Raw genomic sequence first — 22,032 nt, 5'->3', positions numbered from 1 at the left:
CTCAGGGATCGATGCGCCTTCAGGCAGAACGCCACGTCAGATGGATCGTTCCGGTAGCGTTCGGCGCCTTCTTCTTGTTGAGGCGCTCGTCCAACTTCACAATGACCTGGGCCCCGTCCGCGCGGGAGTAGGTGAACTCGGTCACGCCTTTAACCTGCTGCGACACTGGTTCAACGAACCCTTTTCCCTTCAACGCTTGATCCAGTGCATCCCTTGCCTGCTGTGGTGCAGTGCCGAGGATTTCAACGAAGACCCGACGCTCTTTGTCCGCTTCCGCTGTCTTCACATTGTCATTCAACCGGTGATACGAAAAGGGGAACTCAAGTCCCTCGGGCAGCGGCGTGCGCAACGTGGAGGTCTTGAACTCGTCCGAGGGTACGACGGCGGCGGGTTCCGCGCTGACCTCCGGAGCCGGTTCGGGCGTCGTGGTCTGCGCGGGTGCAGAGGCGCCATTGCCACCGCAGGCCGCCAACAGGAACAACGAAACAAACAGCAGGTTACGCATAGGTGGCCTTCAATTGGTTCGAGGGTCTGGGGAAGGATTCGCCACGGCTCACGGCAACGACCGCTCGCATCAGGTGGCCGTGCTTGTGCTCGTGTTCATGGACACGCCGTGCGATTATTTCATACTCGTCCCCCCTGGGGCGCCTAATCCCCCGGCCCTGGAGCAAATCCGGGCAGCACCCCGGCCAAGGCCGGCAGCGAGACATCCATATGACGCAAAAAAAGAGAATCGGACTCATCGGCTTCTTCGGCTGGGGTAACTTCGGCGACGAGCTGTTCGTGGACGTCTACCGGCAGTGGCTGGAGCCGGAATTCGAACTGAAGGTCCTCAATGACCTCACCAAGAAGCCGTACTTCTCGCGCCCGGTGCCAGAGGTCTTGGAGGAGGTCGACGCGCTGGTTATCGGCGGCGGTGATCTGGTCATGCCCTGGACCGTTTCGGACCTGTACTGGAAGAAGGAATACTTGGAGAAGCCGGTCCATATCTGCGGCGTGGGCGTACCGACCTGGAAGGGGACGGCGGCTCCAGCCGTGCAGTACATGCATGAGTTCCTGTCGCACCCCAACATCCGCTACTTCAATGCGCGCGACAAGGAAAGCGCGGCATGGATCAGCAAGCATTTGAAACCGCGCATCGAGCCGACGAATACCGCCGACATCGTGTTCGCGCTCGACCTTCCGCCCGCCCCCAAGCCCAAGGGGGCGCCGATCCTCGGCGTGGTCACTCGTGACAGGGCAGACAAACCCGACGACCTGACCAATGTCATCGCGCTGTGCAACAAGGCGCAAGCGCTGGGATACCGCATCCGGCACATCATCCTCGGCAGCGGTGCCGTGGGCGAACGCGACGTGGCGCGCGCCAAGGATCTCGACATCCCCGGCAAGGAGGTCATCTACAGCGACTCCACGATGGACCTGTGCAAGGCCATCGGCGAATGCACGGCACTGACTAGCATGAAGTTCCATGGCACCGTGGTGGCCGCCGCCTACGGCGTGCCATCCTTCGTCCTTTCCGCCACCGACAAGAGCCGCAACCTGATGCGGATGATGGAGCGACCGGACCTCCTGAGCTCGATCGCGGACAAGCATCTGCCCGACCGGTTCTCCCAATACACTCCCGTCATCCCGTGGGCCACGCGGAACCTACTTCGCAGACGCGCGGAGAGCACCCTCAACTCGCTGATTGACGCCCTTCGCTTAGTGTAAAGCGATATTGGATTCTGACGTCCAGTCGCCCGCTGGAATCGTGCTAATGGCCCTGCCGCGATTCTGGGATAGTGCTGCACCGGTAATCCCCGCAGCAAGCTGCAACTGAAGCTGCATGGGATTCACTGCTTCCTGGCGAGCGCATCAACGCAGAGCGTTCTCGCCCCTTAGCGTGGAGAGCCTTTTGTTCAACTCCTCTGCTGCCCCAGAGGAAAATGTCAGGGCCACCTCAAGGGCGCCGGCTTTCTGGCAAACAAAGCCCAGCGCGTAGTTTGGAACAGCTACCCCTTGCGTGGGACTGTACCAACCCTGCAGCGCCGGGCTCTTGGTGCCGCGGTCCAGGCGCAGAGCGCAACCAGAGATACTTCGAATCGAAAACTCCGCTCCGTTCAAAGAGAACGAAGCAGAATCTCGCGATTGACGAAGAAGAATCACATCCGGGTTGAGGTGGAACCACTGAACCACCTCTCGATCCTGTTTCCCTCCAATCCAGTCCCTGACCAGAAGCCAGTCCCCGGGCCGATAAAGGAGCTGGCGCGTGTGAACGGCCCCCAGCTTTTTGTGTTCTACACGGCCTTGCACCTTTAAGTAGCCATCCGACCATTCCGCCTTCCTCAACGCACTTCCGTAGGCATCGGAATCGGCTCGACTGAAGTCCTTCCCTCCAATTTCCACGGTGTTGTGCGCGCGGGTGGAGAGCATGTAGCGCCGCATCGGGTGTGCCATATATCCATAGTAGCCACTATCCACTACAAGACGATCACCCAGCTCGAAGAGCTCGAATGATTGATCATCGAGGTGTTTGTGTACGCTGGAATGGAAGCCACCTTGGAAAAAAAGGCCGGAAGCGCGCTTCACCGCCACGCTCGGGAGCGTTTTGATCGAAACATACCCCGATTCAAATCTCCGCATGACTACACAAGCTGACGGAACGTGAACATCAGAATCAAGACTGACGGGGCACTCGTTGCTGGGAAGATCCAGATTCTCACGCCCCGGCTGTTCTGAAGGTATGGAATCCCCCACCCCCCAAAATCTACCGGCCGGGTCGATCAGCCAGAACAGATTGGAGCGCGCCTTGCGACTGACGGACACGATACTGGGAAAATCCGCGTACCAGCCCGTCGCCGCGAGCGCCTCTAGCTTGTTCAGCGTAAAACGATGGTACGCCGGCGAATGTTCGAGATGCATTCCCTCCTCATCAAACTGGGCCGCAATGATGCGATCGAGATTGTGCTCTACGAACTTCCCGCTCTCACGACAACCAGGCGCTCGAAGGAACTCTCTACATATCGCCACCACACCATGTATCTGAAAGAGCCCATGATTGGTCATGCGAAGTGGAATGTCGCCCTTAATGACCGGGGTCACATGGGCCTCTGCAAGCCTGGCGAACATCCTCTCTGTCTGAGTATCCAATAGCCTCGGATATTCGGTCCGTAACCGACTGTGCAAGTAGGCGATCTTCGCAGACCTCATGCCCACCGCCATGTTGTACCAAGAATACTTGGCACTACGGCCTTGCGGAACATGGAAAGCATCCCAATCCGAAACAATCCTGAGCGCGCCCCTAATGTAACGCTCATCCTTCTTCCGACTCTCTGCGATCAGCAATGGATCCAGCATATAGAGCGAGTGCAGCAGGAACTGCCAATTGTCCTCCTTATAGGGATCGGCAGACCAGTCAATGGGATACGAGAACTCCCAGTAGTCGACATCACGCCGCGGCTTGAATCTTCCAGCCATCACCTCTTCTGCGTAGCCTACGGTCCTGTCAACCCCCTCATCTGAGCGGAACCACATTCCATAGGACATAACGTCCGAGAGGTTTACACGAGAAGCCTCTGTCTGGCGGGCGACGACAGCGGCGCCCGGAAGCAACAGTGAACAACTCAGGACGAATGCCAAGGTGCGCGACTTCTTCAGCAAGCCTGAAGCTATTCGCACGACGCTTTGAATGCAGCCATCTAAAGTCATATCAGGACTCGAGCTCATGGCCGGACATAAGGCGGCACGTTGATGTCATGTAGCGTGCAGAGAGTTTCAAGTGAAGTGACTTCCGCAAACTGATCATTGGGGAAACAAGAAAGGTAGTTAAGGAAGTTTTCGTCGTCACTCAATGTTGCGCAAGCTCGCATATCAGCCTGGAAGTAGTCGCGCGCCAAGCGAGCAGACTCCTGACCAAGTAGTTCGAGCGTCCAGCGATCACGGGCACGAAGGACCAACTGAAGACGGTCATGATCTCCATCTTCGTATCGTACGTACTCCCCGGGCTGGGAACCAAAAGCATGGAGTACACCCTCTGAGATCAGGTAGTTCGGGACTGGACGCCGCACAAAAACGGCGCCTACCCTTTCGGCAATCGGCGCGACTTCATCAGACACCTGCTGACCTATATGCCGCCGCGACCAGTCTCCTAGCCGCTTCCCATCTTCTTCCAGAAAGAATAGCGCCACGCTCTCCCGCCCCATCACTTCGTAGGCAAGACGCAGCGTCGTCGCGTAATTGACCTGCAGCCTGGACGTGCCCGCCAAGGCTTCCTCGAAGCTAATCCTGCAAGGCTTGCGGAGCAAGTCGGCCCGGGGCGAAAACACGCCCTCTCCATACAGTGCGAATGTGTGCAGGTTATGGATGTAGTGCGAATAGGCCCGCAGGACCGGGTGCCTGAAGCAGATAACGATCCTGGCGTGCGGCAGTGTGCGTTTGATGTTCTCCAGCACTGCACGAAGGATCTCCTCCGGCTGGTGGCTGTACTGCGGCGAGGCTTCGAAGGTGGCCGCGGCGGGACGTTGGCCGTCCGCCGTTACGAACTTTTCCAGATAACGTTCGTGGGCCGCCTCCTGTGGAAAGAAGCGCGGCAGGAAGAACTTGATTTCCTTGGTCTCCGCAGGCGTCCCCATGAGGCGTGACTGACGGAACACGCTGTCCAGCAGCGTGGTGCCGCATTTGGCGTGCCCGATGCAGACGAAATGCTGCATCCTCAGCCCTGTGCCCCGACATCCCGCCGGCGTGCGGCCGCCCGCTGGCGGGCGAACGCATAGACGTTCTCGTAGGTCTTGATGGTACCGGCCCACGAGCGGGAAGTCTCAATCCACTCCCTAGCCGCCTTCACGATGGCCTCGGCGCGCACCGGCTCACAGACGAGTTCCACCAACCTTTGAGCAAGCGCGACGTGATCGCCAGCCGGGAAGATCAGTCCGCGCTCTTCGTTCTCTCCCACGATCTCGATCAGGGCCGGGCGATCGCTCACCACCAGCGGCCGTCGCATGGCCATAGCCTCGAAGGGTTTCATCGGCGTGACGTAGTCGCTGGCGAAGTCGGTGACCCGAGGAACCACGAAGATGTCGATGAGGCTGTAGTAGGCGGAAATCTGCTCGTGAGGGACCTCACCTGTAAAGAAAACGGACGATTGAATGCCCAGTTCCTGGGCCAGGCGACGCAGTTGGACCAGCTCCCGGCCCTTGCCCACAACGAGGCACTGGATGGCAACGCCTTGCGCGTGCGCCTGCGCCACCGCGCGCAGTAGCACATGATGTCCCTCGCGCATGGATACATTGGAGATGTAACCCACAACTGGGCCCTGCCCCAGGCCCAGACTCCCGCGCAGCGCATCCACGGACTCCTGCGCTGGTGTGGCGAAGTGCTCGAGATCGACACTATTGGGCACCACGAAAACCTTTTCCGGCGGAATGCCCCGCTCCACGAGCCCTGCCTTCATGGTCTCGCAGATCGTCACCACGGCATCCGCTTCCCGCATGCAGCGGTTCTCCTGCTCGATACGCCGGCGAGTGTGTGGCGCATCCAGCACCCAATCCGAAAGCGCGCGCCAGGTGTGCTCGTGGTACGACCGGACTTCATAGACGAAGGGCACGCCCAACGCCCTGGATACCGACAGACCGACCAATGCCTGTTCATAGCCGCGGTAGCCGGAACTGGCCTGTATGACGTCGACGCCTTCCTGCACGAGCAGACGCGTGGTCAGCATGGCGGTGAAGTCGAGCTGCACGGGAGTGGGAACCACACGGAGCTCATCGTTCCCGACGCAGTTCAAGCGGAAGTACGGCACCTGATCGATCAGTTCCTTCTCCCAGGGCGTACCGGAACCTCCGCGGGCGGGATAGCCCAGAGGCGTGACCACAAGCGGCAGCATGCCTGCTTTCCGCTGGAAGTTGACGATGTTCAGGCAACGGATGGCCCCACCCGTGTTCTCGACCGGGACCGTGGTCTTGAACAGGTGGGCCACGCGCAGCGCGCCCTCTTGGGGCAGTGCCGACAAGGCATTCCTCGGCGGCGCCATGCCCACCATAGGCAGCCAACCGGTGTCCAGTTCTTGGATGGACCCTAAGGCCACGCGGGCCTTCAGCCGCAGCTTGGCCGTGGCCGTACCGCTGGTGGCGAGTGCCTGGCGCGCCACGCGCTCGATGTCATCGATCTCGCCCAGTCGCCGAAAAGCATCCAGCAAATGAGTTTGGACCCTAAGCTCTTGCGGGTATCGGCCCTGCAGTTGGCGTGCGAGCAAGCGAGCACTCTCGACGGACTGCTCTTCCAGTGGCAGGAGATCGGCCACAGCGTCCGGAGACATGCGGTCTTCGTGCATCGCATCAAAGCCGCGCATCCGCAGGGCGGCGACCAGAACCCGCGACTCCGGGCCGGACATCCTGACCGTCAGCGTCGCCGTGCCCGGCGGTGGCAGCAACCGGAGCGTGGCGTTGGCATGCACAAGTCCAGGGCTGCCCGTAGGGAGATCCGGCAGCGTTACGAAAACGCTGCTGTCCGAGTAAATGACAGTCGTACCGTCGGTATTCGTCATCGTACCCTTGGGATTCAGTGCTTTTCCTGTCGCATCCTGGAAGGCGATCTGCAGCGACAACGCGCGACGCACTGCCTGAACGGACATGAACGCATCCACCGTGACCCCGGCCGACCAGCGCGGGGAAGCATTGCATCGTGCCTCCGTGTGCTCGCCGGGGAGCAGCACGGTATAGCCGGCGTGCAACATCGGTTGGTCGATCACATTGCGCGCGCGCAGATCGTTCCGGACGAGCACATAACGCGTGGTGGCGCCTGCAGTACCCAGCCTGATCGAGACCGCCGCCTCCGGACGCCATAGAAAGGCGTGGCTCCTTCCCTCGTGATCGGGTGCCGACAACGGCAACGTCTGCCGCTCCACGCCGTCCAGATCGTTCAGCAGCACGGGAATCGGAATACCGGCCGCATCGAGGAACTGCGCCGCCATCGCAGGGATGGCTTCGTCGGACGACAGGTTGGCGCCACGCACCAGCGAGAGGTCCATCAGGCCTGCCCCCTCTTCAGGCAGCGGATAGGGTGCGCTCCAACCCGAGGTCGGCAGCATGTCCCACTCCGGCGCGACCATTGTGGCCGGCACGTCGAGTTCGATGATGGGCGGCGCCGTCAGTTCGAGGGCATCGTTCTGGCTGCGCCAGCGCCGTACCGTAAGGCGCAGGGTGGCTGCATCCGCCGGCACGCCCAACAGGATCCTGGTCAGTGCACCCCGCGTATTGGCGCTCAGGTAGCGGTAGTGCCCGAACTGGTCCGATACCAGACAGCCCGGGTACGGACCGGGGACTGCCGCCCCGGCCGCGGTGAGGTACTGCACGATCACGAGCGCGGCACGATCCACCTTGGCTGCATCGCTGAGTACGAGATCCAGCCGGTAGGGCACGCCGCCCCTGACGGGGAACGTGTCAGAGAAGAGCTCGGGCACCGATTCGTGCCTCATCTCGAGCGCGCCGGCAATGACGACCTGGGGAGAGCACTTCCAGTTCCTGACGGTCACGCGCACCTGAACCGATTCCGCTGGCGCGGTCACCCGGTTCTCCGACCACGGAGCCGCATCGTCGCCGGCGTGGGTAGGTAGGTATACCACCGTGCCGTGCCGGTCCGTCCTGATGCTGCCGTCGGCAGGTGCCGCCAGCGTCCTGCCATCGGCCGCCAGGAACTCCAGCTTGCCGACCAGGCCGCGCGCGTTCGCGGCATCCGCCTGGTCAACCGCATCGATGCGGAACCTGTAATGCTCGAACGCCTTTACATCGAAGGTGGCGACGCGCGCATGCGCTCCAGGTGCGGAAACCGCCTCGTTTGCCTGCTGGCTCATCCCTCACCTCCCTCCATGCCCGCGAAGAATCTGTTGCGTACTTCGTCGAAGAACTTCCTTGATATCCGCTCCGGGCGATGCTCCTCCAGGATCCGGTCGAAGACGTCCTGCCTGGGCACGTAGGTCATGGCGCGCTCCATCGCATCCACCAGCCGGTCTCCCTCCCCGCCGCCGTAGAGCAGATGCGGATCGGCGGCGAACAGCTCTGCCAGGCCGCCCGCGCGCGGTGCGACCAGCGGGCAACGGAACGTGCTCGAGAGCAATGCGACACCGGAGTTGAGCGTCCTCCGGTAGGGGGCAACGGAAACATCCGCCCCCCGCATCAATGTCTGGACCTGGCGTTCTTCCATCGCGCTGGCGATCACCCGCGTCCCGGAGACCGGTTCGCACTTGGCGATGATTTCGGCATGGAATTCCTTGTCCACCACCTTGCCCGCGAGGATCAGCTGGAAACGGCGGTGCGGGTGGCGGCACTTGAGTTCCACAAATGCGTCGACCAGATCGTTCAACCCCTTGTAGCGCTGCATCGATCCGAACGCGACGAAGACGAACTCGTCCGCCGCGAGCCCGAGATCCATGCGCGCCGTCATCCTGTCGCCGACGTCGGCATACCATCCTTCATAGGAAGGATGGGGCAGATGGAAGGTCTTCTCGTCCGGCAGGGTGAAATACTGGCGGGCCTCATCGCCGGATGCCTTGGACAGGATATGCACAGCATCGGCCTGCCCCACGATCACTTCCCGCAGCTGGACTTCGGCCTCTGGCATCGCGCAGTCGTGCGGCAGCACGTTGTGCATGCTCCAGACGATGCGATGGCCGGCCGCCCGCCACATCCCCAGACGGGCGCGGAACGCCGCAATGCGATCACGCGCCTCCTCCATGGTCTGCGCCCCGGACAGGACCGAAGCCAGCCAATGCAGGTGCACGACGGAACGACCCGCCCAGCTGACCGGCGCCACCTGATCGAAGCTGGTCGCCGGAACCAGGGCGAATCCCTCGTCCGATGCACGGCAGTACAACAGCCGCTGGAATGGATTCATCTCCGCGACGGGCGCGTAGTTCAACAGGAACGGAAGGTCCGTGGTACGGCTGGCCTGCGCGGTCAACGCCGCGAGCGCGGACTCCGCCGGCGTGATCACGCCGTCAGCGAGTGATCTGATTCGCATCTCTATTCAACTCCTAGATGGGCCGCCGCGCGACGCATCGTGGTGCTTGCCGGGACACGCGGTCGTCGCCTGCGACCGCCGCTTGAAAAAAACTATGCATAGCTGAGCGACGCTGTGACAGTGGCCAGACGTTCGCGCAGCATCTCACGCACGGGAACGCCGTGCAGGGCGGCCAACTCCGCGTCGGACTGCGCTGCCGGACCATGCTGCATCCGGGGAAGCGACGCCAGCTTCCGGAGATCGACCGGCGAGTGGCTCAGTCTCCCGATTTCCTCAAGTACAGGCGCTGGCTCGCTGATGAAGTCCTCGATACGGAATATCAGCGCGAAGTTCTGTTTCGCCGTCCACGCGGCGAATCTCTCCAGCCGCTCGACCTGGCGAACGACTGCCGCCGCGGCGTCCGCATGATCGCGCCAGCCCTCAGCGGGACGGGTGCTCGCCATCGCGCTTAACGCCGCATCCACTGGATCCCGCAACACGAGGAGGCGTATGGCGTTCTCGTCGCCCCGCCAGAATACGTCCTGGAGATGGCCCTGACTGCTGTTGACCAAGCTGTTGAACATGTCGGCTCCCGGTTTCACCCGCGCGTGAAGCAGGTGTACGGCATCGACGAACAGCTGCCGCTCGGTCTCCGACCAGTCTCGGATCACGCGCTGCACCGGCGCTGGCAGGTAGACCTCGCCCGCCGGAAACATGCGCATCGTCGCCCGCAGTCTCGGCTCGATCAAGCCGGCATCCGGATAACCCATGTTGGACAGGTGCAGGGTCGGTTTGTGGCGGCCTTGCCTGACCAGCGCCATGGCAAGCAGTTCCTCCACCAAAGCGGGGCCTGTCACGCCTTCCTTGCCCGCCTGCGCGAACCTTGCACTGATCTTGCGCGCATGATGCGTGCCCTGCGGGGGCCACCAAGCAGCGGGGGCGAGAGCATAGCCACGCAGCAAGCCCCGCGCCCTCGAATGGAGGTTGCCGACGTCGCGATGCTCAGGCCTCTTGTCCCGGAGCTGGAACTCCAGCCGGCTTTCGAATCGCGCGCAGGATCGCTCAAACACGATGAGCTTGCACCGTTCGAACTTGTTGAGCTCCTTAGAGTAGACCGGAGCCTCGTCGTTGGGGAACGCCTCCAGGACATGGATGCGGTCGAAATCGATGCCGAGGTTACGAATATGCAACTCACGCATGAAGGCGGAATCGGAGATCCGCACTGACTGTCCCTCAATGCTGATCGTCTTGCCGGCCGGAACGTGCCACAGGCTGGCGAACTTCCGGACAGCACTGTCGCCTTCCGTTGCGAACAACTGGTCCGTCACCTCGAAGCGCATCCCGTCACTTTCGACGGCGATCTCACGGGAGGCGCTGAGGCCTGGATACGATCGGGTCTCCCCCTTGACGACGGGTCTGGCGGGATTGCGGTCAATCTGGGCAAGACTGCCGGATGCACCTGCGCCCGGTCGTGCCCATGCATAGTCGCCATCGTCGACCACGACGACATTGTGTCCCCATTTCGAGCGCAGGTACCGCCGGACCGGGTGCTCCTCGACATAGGCGTACGCTCCTCCATCCAGGAGCCAGTCGGAGCCCCACCAGAGCGTCACAGAGAGGTCGTCGTCATGCCGGTGGTATCCCGACACCCGGCCGCACCGGAACACCAGGTGACGGGCGTCCGCCGGCAACCCCGCTTCGTCCTGCCAATCGCTGCGAGCGATGAAGTAGCCAGCATCCGGAAACGTCCTGCTCCAGCCTTCCGGCCTGAGCCCCTCACGTCCCCGCGTGCACACCCATTGCACATTCGCGTGCTCGGTGGTGCCTGCAAGGGTGTGATAGACATTGATCGCGGGTTTGCACTCGGTGTCGCCGATCGGCGGCAGCCATCCGTCGGGGCGTACGATCCACGCCATGAAACCGGCCGCTTGGACGAGCTTCGCCTGCATCCGTTCGCGGAATTCGGATTCGAGCGCGTCGCCGAACGTGGCAAGGACGTCGGTGAACAGGTTGCTGACGAACTGGTGGTAGCCAGGGCTGTTCTCGACGTGTCCACCGTCCGCCGCAAACGCGTGGCCCAGTTCGTCCTCGAGCCTCGCAATCGCGACGTCGCGCCAGCGGTCGGCATGCTCCAGCCACGGCGCGCACGTTGCCAAAAGCAACAGGGCACGCGACTGATCAATGCCATGGTTCGTATGCCGGGAATACATCTCCTCCATGCATAACCTGTCGCCATGCGCGCGCAGAAAATCCGGCAGCAGGAAACCGAGGTCGAACGGGGCGGGAAACATTTCCAGATGGCAGAGCAACGACAGCACGCCCATCAGCCGGTTGGCGGTGGCATGGTCATGCCACGCGAACTCGTAGTTGCTATCGACCGCGACGAAGCGCTGATGCCAGGATTCGATGCCGCGCGATGCATGGTCGATCGCCCGCTGGTCTCCGGTGCTCGCGTGCAGCGCAAGCAGCCAGGGCATGAAGTTGAACGAGGCCGAGTGCCACTGCCAGCTCCGGTTCGATACCGGGTTGTCGGTCCAGTTTTCGAACAGATCGATGGCTACCGGAGGGAAAGCACGGAAGCGATACGTGCCCTCCTCGATGAGCTCCCGACCCGCCCGCAACGCCACGTTGCTCGACTGGAACGCCTGCACGCGCAACCGGAAACCTTCCGGCCACCGGAATGCCTGCAGGGAGGCGGCTGGTCCACCAGGCTGCACGTCAGTTGGTTTCCTGTCCTGCGGCGGGCACTCCACGCGGCTCGCTATAGCCGAACTCGATGTTGCCGGTCGATGCATCGTTCTGCAGCGCGACCGCACCGCGCGGCCGCACGAGGATGGTCACGCGTACGCCCGGATCGCCGCGGAAGTTGAACCGTTCGCCGCCGCGGACTTCGGACGTGCCCGTCAGTCGATAGCGCGCCTTGATCATGCTTTCAGTGATCTCGCGCCCGATCGAAGCCGCATCGGCGCGCTCGAACTCGATCACGGTCTTCCGCTTGCGGCTCTCGGCGTCATCGGTCCAGTCGTCGCTGATAACCGCGTAGGGAACGCTGAGCGCGATGCCTTTCGGCAGCGCCGCCCGTTGGCCGGCGGGCTCGGTGGACGCGACCGGATTGGTCACGGCAGCCGGGGGTTCCGGTTGCTTGCACGCCGAGAAGAGGAGCGGCAGTGCCGCGACGAGCAGTAGCTTCTTCATGTTGACATCCTTGAGTCGTGTGGTTGGAAAGCGTCCCCGCTGCCATCCGTTGGAAGGAGGCCTTGGGAACGAAGGAAGTCGCGGACGGATGCGAAATCGAACCGCTTGGATGCGGCAGCGGCCGCTTCGACTGCGATGGCCCGCAGGGCGGGATCCTCGGCAAGCCGTGCGAGAAGCACCACGGCCTCGTGGGGGGTATTGGCGTACAGCGGATATGCCTCGCCAAAAACGGACATATTCACGGCATTGCGCGCCATGATCGGTGGAACGCGCGCACTGGCGTACTCAAGGAGTTTGGTAGACAGCTCGTGCGTGGTGCCCTCGAGCGCGTCGTGACGCCAGGCCCACCCAACGTCCATGCTGGAGAGCTCACCCAGCAGGCGGTTGCGCTCCACGGCACCGTGCCAGATGACGCCGTCGTCACCTGCGAGGCGACGGGCGATCTCCGGCCGGAAATCCGTGTCATCCGCGGGATTGTGGATCTTGTCTCCGTAGACATGCAGCGTGACCACATGGCCGCTGGCGCGGAGCGTCCCGACGGCGTCCAGCATTTCGCGTATTCCCCAAAGCGGCGCGAATTTTCCTGCGTAGACTACGTCGAGTCCGTGGCTTTCGCGTGCCGCCGTCGTGGTCGGTGCGGGTGGAACCATAGGCGGAAGGATGCGCGTCTTTCCCTGTGTCGCGGGAATCCACTCCTCCATGTACTCCTGGAACTGGGGCGTCTGGCACAACACTGCACCCGCGGCATCCGCAATGCGCGACACACGGCCTTCCGCTTCCGGTGTTACCTCTTCCGGCGTCTGCGGTACATCCGTCAGGTAGACCCACAACCTGCCGCGCAATGCGTTTCGTTGCGCCGCGGCATCGCACAGTTCCAGGCCGCGCAGCACGATCGAATCGTATGCCTGCACGTCATCGTCGGCCTGGATGGCATCCAGCGCGGCCGATGGTGTTAGTGCCTTGACCATGGACGGCTCCACGATACGCAACCCACGCAGCGACAGCAGCGGTGCTATCACATGCGTCTGGACGATCTTGGCCTTGAGATACAACGTGACCTCGACCCCATGTGCCCCTGCAAGGACTTCCGCCAGCGAAGCCGCCCATATGGCGGATCCGTCCGTGATGTTGAGATTGACGTCGCCGTAGACCGCGATGCGCATGGAAGGTGCCGGGCTCGATGCATGGAACAGCGCGCGTTGCGGCGCCTTGCCCCGGATCAGCTGAAGCTCCTTCTCGATGGTGGCTTCCCGTCCCGAGATGCGCCGAGCCCGCTCGCTGGCGGCCAGCGACATGCGCCCGAAAAGCTCTGGATCGCGATGAAGCAACGCGATTCCTTCAGCCAGTCCGGCCGCATCCTCGGGCTCCGCCAGAATCGCACAGCTGGCATCGACGAACTCAGGAATGGCAGCCACCCGTGACGTGACGGGCACCAGGCCGGAGGACATCGCCTCGTCGCGGGACACACCCTGGCTGTCCATGCGCGAGGGCACGAGGAAAATGCCGTGCGTGCGATGCAGTTCGGCGATTTGCGTCTGCGACAGAAAGCGGCGTTCGAGCCGGACGTTCGGGTACTCGCGCAAGGGAGCTACGGTCTCATCGAACAAAGGCCCGTCCCCGATGATCGTGAACTCAAGCTCCCCGAAGAAAGGTTCGGATGACAGCCGCTGGATGGCCTTCACCGACAGGTCATTCGCATAGACCGCGGATGCGAAGGGTCTTATCGACAGGATACGGTTACGGAGGGCCGCGGGCTTGGGTTCATGGCGAAAGAGGTTTCCGTCAACGAAGTTGGGAATGACCGACCTCTGCTGCTCCGGAACCCGCACGCCAAGGTCCATCAGCGCCTCTTCTTCCAGGTGCCGGGAAACGAATACCACGCGGAGGTTGGGGTGCGGGCAAGTGAGCACCTCCTTCCACATGGCCGTCCGCTTCTCGCTCGCACGCCGCGCCATCTCGCGCGCGGCCTCTCCGTCGCCCAGGTTGGATATCCGCCTGTACCACGGCTGCATTTCTGCGCCGTGAACCCACACCACCACCCTGCGCGTCTCAAGCAGCGGCTTGATGGCCTGCCACATCAGGGGATCCATGGCGTGCACGAGCACCGATTCGTAACGGTTGCCTTGCAGCAACAGCCGCAGGTGCTCCACCTGGCCCGCGACGACGTCCACACCCTCGAATTCGTCGAACGAGAGTGGCGCGTTGCTGAAACGGAACACGTCCACTTTGTAGCCGCTCTCCGCATACCCGAGCACGCGGCGATGCACGAAACCGTAGCGGTAGAGATCGTCGTAGCGCGGGTAGTCCTTGGACACCAGCAAGGCATGTCCACGCCCCATGAGATGGTCCATCGCCGGCGAGACGGCACCCCTCACCAGCGCTTTCACGGTGGTCTCACCGGAGCCGAGCACGCGCAGGGCGAAGCGGATCCATGTCGTTGCCGGAGGCACCGGTAACGACTGGTTCGTGTCCGACGATACGATCGCATGGGACAGCTTGTTCTTGGCCGCATCCAGGTAGACCACCACCGCATTCACATACAGGCCCGACTCCGTGACCAGATGGAAGTCCACGAACCCGTCTCGCACCAGTTCCGACGCCCGGAACATGCGACTGGCATAGGCATAGGCATGCTGCTTCGGCGGCAGCCGCGACTCAAGCAGGATGCCCCGCAACGAATGCGTCAACTTCAGCATGCCTTCGGCATGCGCGGCAGGCGCGAACAGGGCCTGCAGGGCAGCGCCATGGAAGCCGGGAAGATCTTCCGTCCGCTCCTCCGTGCTTTCACCCGCCGTGGCTTCCGCCACGGCGAGCAGGTCCGGCAGCGGGATTCCTTCATCCAGGGCGAGACTGGAATCCACGTATGTGGCAGAGTCCAGACCCGCTCCGCCCTCGCAATAGTCGAACTCAGCGATCGCCAAGCCAGGCAAGGGCATCGTGCTGAAGCCAGCCCTCGTCACGTCATGCAGCGACATGCCCTCGAGTACCCGGGAGCCAAGAACCGCGCGACGCAGCGGCCACTGTATGTCGTGCTGGCGGTACTGGCTGCCATCGTCCTGCAGCCGCGGCCCATCGCCCGTGGCCACGTAATGCGCCGCCTTCCCAAGGACCGGCCTGTCGGAGTAACGCGCCGCCAGTTGCAGGTCCCGGAGATAGTGCGGACCATAGTGGTCGCGGGCGTCGAAGGTCCCGATCAAGGTGTCCGGCCAGCGTACGGATGGATCGATTTCCCTAGCCTCCTGCTCCGTGATCAACGCGATGTCCGAGCCCGGCGCTAGCGTGGGAAGGAACCCTTGGGCCACCACCAGCAGCAACTTCTTCGAACCCGCGACCTGCACCCCGAAGGCACGGACTGCCGCATCAACATGATCCTGCGAAGCCACCGCACAGACGATCAGTATCGACGCGTCCTGCGTGACGAGCGGCCTGCCGAGAACCTTGTGCGCCATGTAGGCTAGACGGTGTGCATAGGTATGCTCCCCCATGACCTTGCGGAGTCCGATAAGCCTGAAACGCCGCTCGTCATTCTCGGTGGCGATACGCCGCTCGAGCGCGCCACGCAGGCTGCCCGCACTACCGCCTGACACCACTAGGTCCCCCAGCATGAGCTTCTGGCCGCGGGAGAAATTGCTGATGGTCAGCGTGTTGCTGGCCAAAAGCTCGAACGCCCGCCTGGCGAACATGCTCTGGGACTGCTTCACGGTGTTGACCGTGATCGCGTAGCGATAGCCCTTGTAAGCGCGATCGATCTCGGCAACGGGCAGCGTGCCCTGGATGAGCGAGCGGTACCGCTCCGGGAACTGTAGGCCCGGGTCCTGCTTGCCATGGTTGCGATCGTAGATCTCGACCGGCCTCAGGGCCTCGGCCGCTTCGACCAACTGCTCGAAGTCGCGCCGCCGCTCCGGATATTTCTCGTAGTACGAGCCGGCGAAGCAGAAGGCATCCTTGCGCGCATAACGTTCGATGGGATTGTGGACGCGAGGCTGGCATGCGAACGGAAGCAGATAGACCCGGTCATGCCCCAACTCACGCTTGTAGGCCTTGATCCGGTCGATATCGGTCGTGAACACGACATCGAACAACGATGCGGCACGGAGGAACAGGGAGAAGTGGACGGGATCCTCCTTGTTCCAGAACACCGTCCGCACACCCTCCCGACGGCAATGCGCCAGCAGCTTCCTGAGCTCGCTGCCGGCTTGGGCGACGCGCTTCTCCCACTGGCCTTCGAATCCCTGCCAGGCGGATTCGACCAGCAGGAAATCGGGCCTGCTTTCAGCCAACTGGGCCTGCCAATCGTCAATGGTCAGCTGGACGAGATCGCACTCCATGCTGAAGCAGCTGTGGGTGAACTCGTCCATGATGGCCGCCACGCGCAGGCGCTCCCCGTGCACCAGCGCGGCAGACCGTGCCGTGTCCAGCCGCGATCCGACTTCGAACTTCTCGCCTGCGGCCTTGTAGGCGTCGTGAATGCGACGGACATACTCGGGCCAGGCGTGCTCGCGAGCGACCATATCGGCGGCCGCCGCACCCAGTCGGGCAGCCATGGCAGGATCATCGAGGATGTCCGACATGCACCGTGCCAGCGACTCGACGTTGCCCGCCGAGAACACGCGCGCGGTGGTGCCGTCCCGCGCAAGGTCTCCAAAGGCATAGCAGCTAGAGGCGAGGACCGGTACGCCATGGGCCATTGCAAATGGCAAGTAGGCACTGACCTGCAGGTCGGCCTGTGCCGTCGCGCGCCAAGCGAACGCAAGTGCGCTGCAGGCCTGCATGTGCGTCGCGATGGCGACGAGGTCCATGTGCCCTAGCAATTCCACTTGCGACACCGGCAAAACGCTGACCGCCTGTCGGGCATGGTCCGAGATTTCGCCGTCGGATAGGATGATCAGGCGATCGACATGCAGCAGGCCGCGCTCTATCGCAGCAGCGATATCGCTTAGCCCGTCGAACGGACTGCCCGCGTCGACGTGACCGATGATCCGTCCATCCACGGGAAGTCCCAGCGCCATCCTCGCTTCGGCTTGCCCCACGTTCCCGCACGATTCGACAGACGTCGGCAGCTGCTCCACATTGACGGTCTCGCCCGCCATGCGGCGGCGTACTTCATCCACCTGCCTCTGCGTGCCCACCATCACCGTGCTTGCATGCTGGTATGCCAAGGCTTCGAGAGACTGCTCAAGGTGGAACAGCTCGCTCGACCTCCAGTCTGCCACACGGGTCTCGCCAGAGAACTCGGCGAAACCCGTCCTTTCGTAGACAAAGCCAGCGCCCCTGCGCCGCGCCATCGAGACCGCCGGTATGGCCACACGATAGTTGCCTATCGCATGCACGACGCTCGGCCGTTCTGCTTCGGTAAGCGCGATCAACCGCTGCTCGAGGCGCTGCATATAAGCATCGATGGGCGCCGACGCATCGAGCGTGTCCAGACGCACGATCGAGAGCGCGGTAAGATCGCCCCCCTCGCCGGAGGGGTGTTCAAGGAACTCCAGCACCGGGAAGCCTGCGGGCACGGCACAGGTAACGCGCCGCCCTCCTTCGACGATCGTGCGTGCCAACCTGAGGGCACGATGCACCACATTCGGTGCGGTCGCCTCCTCTACGTCGAACACCAGCAATACCCCACCGTCCTCTGGACTGCCCGGGTTCTCCTGTACCAGCTTGGGTATCGAAGGCCGTCGCGACAACAGCCTGGCAAATCCACGAAGCGACGTGATCCTCGCCGTACCCTCCGCGTGGACAGGAAAATCCGCTGGCAGGCGCGATAACACTTCAAGCGCGGGTCCCACTTGGCCGGCGTCGTACTTGAGCATGCCGAGCCAGAGCGTCAGCGAGGGATCATGGTCGAAGGACACCGCAATGTCACCGAAACGACATGCGTCTGTCCCGGACAAAGGAAGGACCCTGTCCGCGAGCTCCACGTAGACCCGTGCCCGCTCCTGCATCGTGAGGAACTGCGCGCTCACGGTGGCATCGGCTTCGACGAAGCCGTGCGACTCGTACTTGGCGAACGCGTCCGCCGCATGCCTTGTGATCTGACCGGTAGTCAACGCCGCGCGCGCATGTCCCCGACGGATCCTCCCTAGGAGACGCCAGAGGCGTCCGGGAAGCGCGAATGCGCCCCGGGCCGAGCGCAGCGCCTCGACCTGCGCGGCTCCTAGCTCGCGGACGATGCTCGTCTCATGCAGGCCAAGATGGAACGCGATCTGCGCCATGCGCGACCGGAACACCGACAGGTCGGCGTCGTGTGCCGCGCTACGGCCACGTTCCTGTGCTTCGTTTTGACGCAGCTCGTCCACGTACTTTCCTTGCCGTTGCTCGACTGCTCGATCAGGCGCCTCGAGACCGCAGGAAGCCGACCGTATCCAGGACGATCTTCTCCGGAGCGATCTGCAGGGCGCGGAACCTTTCGTGTCCGACCAGGACAAGCACGACATCGGCTTGCTCGACCGCATGCTCGGCAGGCACCATGGTCAGCTCGAGATCGCCGTGACCGGCGTGCTGCAGTGCATGTTCGTAGGGATCACTGCACAACACCCTGCCCGGCAGCCGGCGGGTGAGGCGGACCGCGATATCCAGCGCGGGGCTCTCCCGGAAATCATCGACATCCGGCTTGTACGTCAACCCGAGGCATGCCACCTTGGCGCCAGGATGCGTCCGCAGCAGCTGCTCGACCTTGGAGATGACGTGGGCCGGCTTATGGTCGTTGACGACGCGCGCCTGACGGATAAGCCGCGCGTCCTCGGGCGCACTGGCGACGATGAACCAGGGGTCCACGGCAATGCAGTGCCCGCCAACGCCGGGCCCCGGATTCAGGATCGACACCCGGGGGTGGCGGTTCGCGAAGCCGATGACATCCCATGCGTCGATGCCGAACCGGTCACACAGCACCGAGAGCTCATTCGCGAAAGCGATGTTGACGTCGCGATACGCGTTCTCGGTCAGCTTTACCATTTCCGCGGTACGGTCGTTCGTCAACAGGCATTCGCCCTGCACAAAGCGCTTGTACAGCGCTGCGGCAAGTCTCGCGCACGTGGGCGTCATGCCTCCGATGATCCGGTCGTTCTCGACCAGTTCCCGCAGCATCCGTCCCGGGATGATCCGCTCGGGACAATATGCAAGGTGCACGTCCGGGCCCTTTGCGCCATCCCCCGGGAACACTAGGTCAGGTCGCATTTCCTTCAGCACGGCAGCCATCTGTTCCGTGGTTCCCACCGGCGAGGTGGATTCCAGGATGACCAGATTCCCCTTCTTCAGGTGCGGCGCGATGGACCGTGCCGCCGTCATGACGTAGGAAACGTCGGGGCGATGCGTTTCATCATGCGAAACGGGGGTGGGAACGGCAATGATGAAAGCGTCCGCAGGCACGGGCTTCAGGTGGGCACTCAGCATCCCGGCGTCGACACATCGTGCGACGAGGGCATCCAGGTCGCCTTCCTCGATGTGCGCACGGCCCTGGTTGATGGTGTCCACCGCGCGTTCGCTGATATCCACGCCGTGTACGCGCACCCCGGAAGAGGCGAACATCGCCGCCGTCGGCAATCCGATGTAGCCGAGGCCGACCACCGCCAGCGTGCCGAAATTTGAATCATCGTGATGGTTCATGTCGTGTACTTCGTCCTAGTCTCGTTTGCCAGTCTCGTTCCAACGACCGCCCGGATTGCACTATCCAGGCGGGCGCCGATCTCGCGCCAATCGTAGTGGCGCACGGGATCCCTCGAAAGATCCATGGATTGGGTCAGCCCTCCCCTGCGGAACGAGGCCCGAAGGGTGTTGAGGAGGGCCGCCAGCGCGTCCACATCTCCCGCACACACCCAGCCCCTGCCCGTCTTCCCGAGGAGTTCGGCGGCCGCGTCCTGTCCGGAGCCGATGTGCAGTATCGGCCGCCCTGCACCCAGATACTCATAGAACTTGCCCGGAATCTGGCAAGGGTCGTCGTTCGCGATGTTGACCAGCACGTCATGCCGCCTCTGCAAGCAGACGATCTGGTCGTGCGGCAGGAAACCCAGGAGCCGGATCGCATCGCCTTCCCTGCTGGCGGCCACGATTTCCTCGGGCACGTTGATCGATGCGATATTCAACCGCACCCCCGGCGTGGCTTTCACGGCCTCCAGCAACGCCGAGCTGCGACGGAACGCGTAGAAACTCCCGGTATACAGCAACTCCAGCACGTCACCGCCGTTGTGGAACTGCTCCTCGGGCGCGCTCCCGTCAAAGCCCTGGGTGAAGACCTGGAAGCGATCTGCCGGCACAGCATGCCGCTCGCGCAGGATGGACACTGCGTCGGTGGCCGTTGTGGTGATCAGTGCGGCGCCGGCGCACACCTCACGCTCCAGTGCCATCGCCCTGCTTCGCCATCGGAAGGGGGTGTAGGGTGCGAGCACCGGATCCCCCAGATCGGCGATCCAGGGCACCCCAGCACGCTGCGCGATAAGCCCCAGCGACAGGGTCGTCGCCGGCTCGTGCGAGCTGATGACCAGATCGGGCTGGAGAACGGGCAGCAGATGCTGCAAGCGTCGCCTTGCCCATGGATACCACTCGGCGCGCCCATCGGGGAAGAACCAACCCGAAATCAGTCGCTGGAAGCTGTGGAATGCCGCAACCTTGAGCCGGTTGACGCCGTTGTGTACTTGCCCCTTCCAGTTGAGGGCCTGCTGGAGCGGAGCGGGCGCACCCTCGTGGTCGGGTGCCGCGCGCATCTCGGACTGCAATGCGTCGTTACGCGGGACAGTCGGGGCGCGGCGCCGGCCCCGACGCGCTAGCACGTTCAGCAGCCCCATGCCTGGTCCGGCGAACGTCCTGTGCACTACAACCGACGCGGGGATCACCGGCAGCCCTAAGCCGGAGCCCGGATGCTCAGGCGCCAGTACGTGCACCTGATGCCCATTCGACACCAGCTCGCGCACCAGGTAAGCCCAGCGCAACGACTGTGGCGACGGGCTCGGCGGGAATTCGTAGGCGATCAGCAACACTTTCAGGCCCTGCCCCGGACGTTCCCGGCGCTCCCCGTCACGCGGCATCATCATCGCCAGCGTCCGAACTTGCGCGCGCCACGATACGCTGCGTCACCAGCGCTTCGTTCTCCGCTTCGAACTTCCGCCTCGCGAGATACTCCGGCGTCGCCTGGTAGATCTTCTTGTACTCGTCGATGGCGTCGTTGACGGGGCCGAAGTAGACCATTTCTCCTGCATCGAGGACCATGCCGAGATTGCATATACGTCGCAGCATCTGGAAGCTGTGGCTCGCTAGGATGACGATGCTGCTGCCTGCGACGCGATCGACCATCCGGTCCCTCGCCTTTTCCACGAACTCCGCGTCGCCGGCACCGAACCACTCGTCCATCAACATGATGTCGTGCTGCACGCTCGTCGAGATCGCAAAACCGAGACGCATGCGCTGACCCGAAGAGAGCGTGGAGAGCCTGTGGTTCACTGCGTGTCCAAGTCCGGAGAAGTCCAGGATGGCATCCAGCTGGGAGGCCACGGGGCCAGCTCCCATGCCCATGGCGGCGGCACGCACGAAGATGTTCTCCCGGACGGTCGCGTCCTGGTGAAAACCGAGGCCCAGGTTGAGCAGCGCCTGCACGCTTCCCCGGACTTCGACATGGCCGCTGGTAGGCTTGAAAGCACCGGAAAGGACCCGGAGCAGGGTCGTCTTTCCTGCACCATTACGCCCCATCAGCGCAACGCGATCGCCTTCGCGGGCCTCGAAAGTGACGCCGGACAGTATCTCGCGATACTCGCGGCGCGGACGCGCCATCGCGGCCGCCAGCAGCGTCGACGCGAAGCTGCTCGCGCGCTGCTCTCCCTGGACAAAATGGGGAACCCGCAGGGTAACGCCATGCGCAATTGCGTGGACTTCTTCCATCAG

General features: G+C 63.0%; 12 protein-coding genes. 1 reads left to right on the top strand and 11 read right to left on the bottom strand.

Annotation, left to right across the window (positions count from 1 at the left end; genetic code table 11):
* Positions 1-19: 19 nt before the first annotated feature.
* Positions 20-505: a hypothetical protein gene (locus tag FB548_RS03960; RefSeq protein ID WP_142123426.1), complete on the bottom strand. Its 486-nt coding sequence runs from the start codon at positions 503-505 to the stop codon at positions 20-22.
* A 2-nt stretch (positions 506-507) separates the two neighbouring features.
* On the opposite strand from FB548_RS03960, the gene FB548_RS03955 reads away from it, so the two are divergent.
* Positions 508-1,710, top strand: a complete 1,203-nt coding sequence (locus tag FB548_RS03955; RefSeq protein ID WP_221625907.1) for a polysaccharide pyruvyl transferase family protein — start codon at positions 508-510, stop codon at positions 1,708-1,710.
* Between the two features lie 144 nt (positions 1,711-1,854).
* Here the strand turns inward: FB548_RS03955 and FB548_RS03950 are convergent, their stop codons facing one another.
* The 10 genes from FB548_RS03950 to FB548_RS03905 form a co-directional block, all read right to left on the bottom strand.
* Positions 1,855-3,687, bottom strand: a complete 1,833-nt coding sequence (locus FB548_RS03950) for an alginate lyase family protein (RefSeq protein WP_185741969.1) — start codon at positions 3,685-3,687, stop codon at positions 1,855-1,857.
* 14 nt (positions 3,688-3,701) lie between these two features.
* Entirely contained in the window at positions 3,702-4,688 is a 987-nt protein-coding gene (locus tag FB548_RS03945) for a sulfotransferase (protein WP_142123423.1), read from the bottom strand.
* A 2-nt stretch (positions 4,689-4,690) separates the two neighbouring features.
* Entirely contained in the window at positions 4,691-7,825 is a 3,135-nt protein-coding gene (locus tag FB548_RS03940; protein ID WP_142123422.1) for a glycosyltransferase family 4 protein, read from the bottom strand.
* Positions 7,822-8,784, bottom strand: a complete 963-nt coding sequence (locus tag FB548_RS03935; protein WP_185741968.1) for a glycosyltransferase — start codon at positions 8,782-8,784, stop codon at positions 7,822-7,824. Before FB548_RS03935 ends, FB548_RS03940 begins: the two co-directional genes overlap by 4 nt.
* A 299-nt stretch (positions 8,785-9,083) precedes the next feature.
* Entirely contained in the window at positions 9,084-11,621 is a 2,538-nt protein-coding gene (locus FB548_RS03930; protein ID WP_185741967.1) for a heparinase II/III family protein, read from the bottom strand.
* A 67-nt stretch (positions 11,622-11,688) separates the two neighbouring features.
* Entirely contained in the window at positions 11,689-12,165 is a 477-nt protein-coding gene (locus FB548_RS03925) for a hypothetical protein (RefSeq protein WP_142123419.1), read from the bottom strand.
* Complete coding sequence (locus FB548_RS03920; RefSeq protein ID WP_185741966.1) at positions 12,162-18,461, bottom strand: glycosyltransferase; 6,300 nt, start codon at positions 18,459-18,461, stop codon at positions 12,162-12,164. Before FB548_RS03920 ends, FB548_RS03925 begins: the two co-directional genes overlap by 4 nt.
* Before the next feature lie 31 nt (positions 18,462-18,492).
* Entirely contained in the window at positions 18,493-19,767 is a 1,275-nt protein-coding gene (gene wecC, locus FB548_RS03915; RefSeq protein ID WP_142123417.1) for a UDP-N-acetyl-D-mannosamine dehydrogenase, read from the bottom strand.
* Positions 19,764-21,188, bottom strand: coding sequence for a glycosyltransferase (locus FB548_RS03910; protein ID WP_142123416.1), 1,425 nt, complete (start codon positions 21,186-21,188; stop codon positions 19,764-19,766). Before FB548_RS03910 ends, wecC begins: the two co-directional genes overlap by 4 nt.
* Positions 21,172-22,029: an ATP-binding cassette domain-containing protein gene (locus FB548_RS03905; RefSeq protein WP_142123415.1), complete on the bottom strand. Its 858-nt coding sequence runs from the start codon at positions 22,027-22,029 to the stop codon at positions 21,172-21,174. Before FB548_RS03905 ends, FB548_RS03910 begins: the two co-directional genes overlap by 17 nt.
* Positions 22,030-22,032 lie beyond the last annotated feature (3 nt).

Source organism: Pseudoxanthomonas sp. 3HH-4 (assembly GCF_006716465.1).
GTDB lineage: Bacteria > Pseudomonadota > Gammaproteobacteria > Xanthomonadales > Xanthomonadaceae > Pseudoxanthomonas_A.
The sequence above is the reverse complement of the archived record's forward strand: the minus strand, read 5'-3'. Positions and strand labels throughout refer to the sequence as shown.

Bases quoted from the DNA above. Each gene is read 5' to 3' on its own strand.
- wecC (WP_142123417.1), bottom strand. From the start codon at position 19,767: ATGAACCATCACGATGATTCAAATTTCGGCACGCTGGCGGTGGTCGGC.
- FB548_RS03950 (WP_185741969.1), bottom strand. From the start codon at position 3,687: ATGACTTTAGATGGCTGCATTCAAAGCGTCGTGCGAATAGCTTCAGGC.
- FB548_RS03910 (WP_142123416.1), bottom strand. From the start codon at position 21,188: ATGATGATGCCGCGTGACGGGGAGCGCCGGGAACGTCCGGGGCAGGGC.
- FB548_RS03945 (WP_142123423.1), bottom strand. From the start codon at position 4,688: ATGCAGCATTTCGTCTGCATCGGGCACGCCAAATGCGGCACCACGCTG.
- FB548_RS03905 (WP_142123415.1), bottom strand. From the start codon at position 22,029: ATGGAAGAAGTCCACGCAATTGCGCATGGCGTTACCCTGCGGGTTCCC.
- FB548_RS03925 (WP_142123419.1), bottom strand. From the start codon at position 12,165: ATGAAGAAGCTACTGCTCGTCGCGGCACTGCCGCTCCTCTTCTCGGCG.
- FB548_RS03960 (WP_142123426.1), bottom strand. From the start codon at position 505: ATGCGTAACCTGCTGTTTGTTTCGTTGTTCCTGTTGGCGGCCTGCGGT.
- FB548_RS03940 (WP_142123422.1), bottom strand. From the start codon at position 7,825: ATGAGCCAGCAGGCAAACGAGGCGGTTTCCGCACCTGGAGCGCATGCG.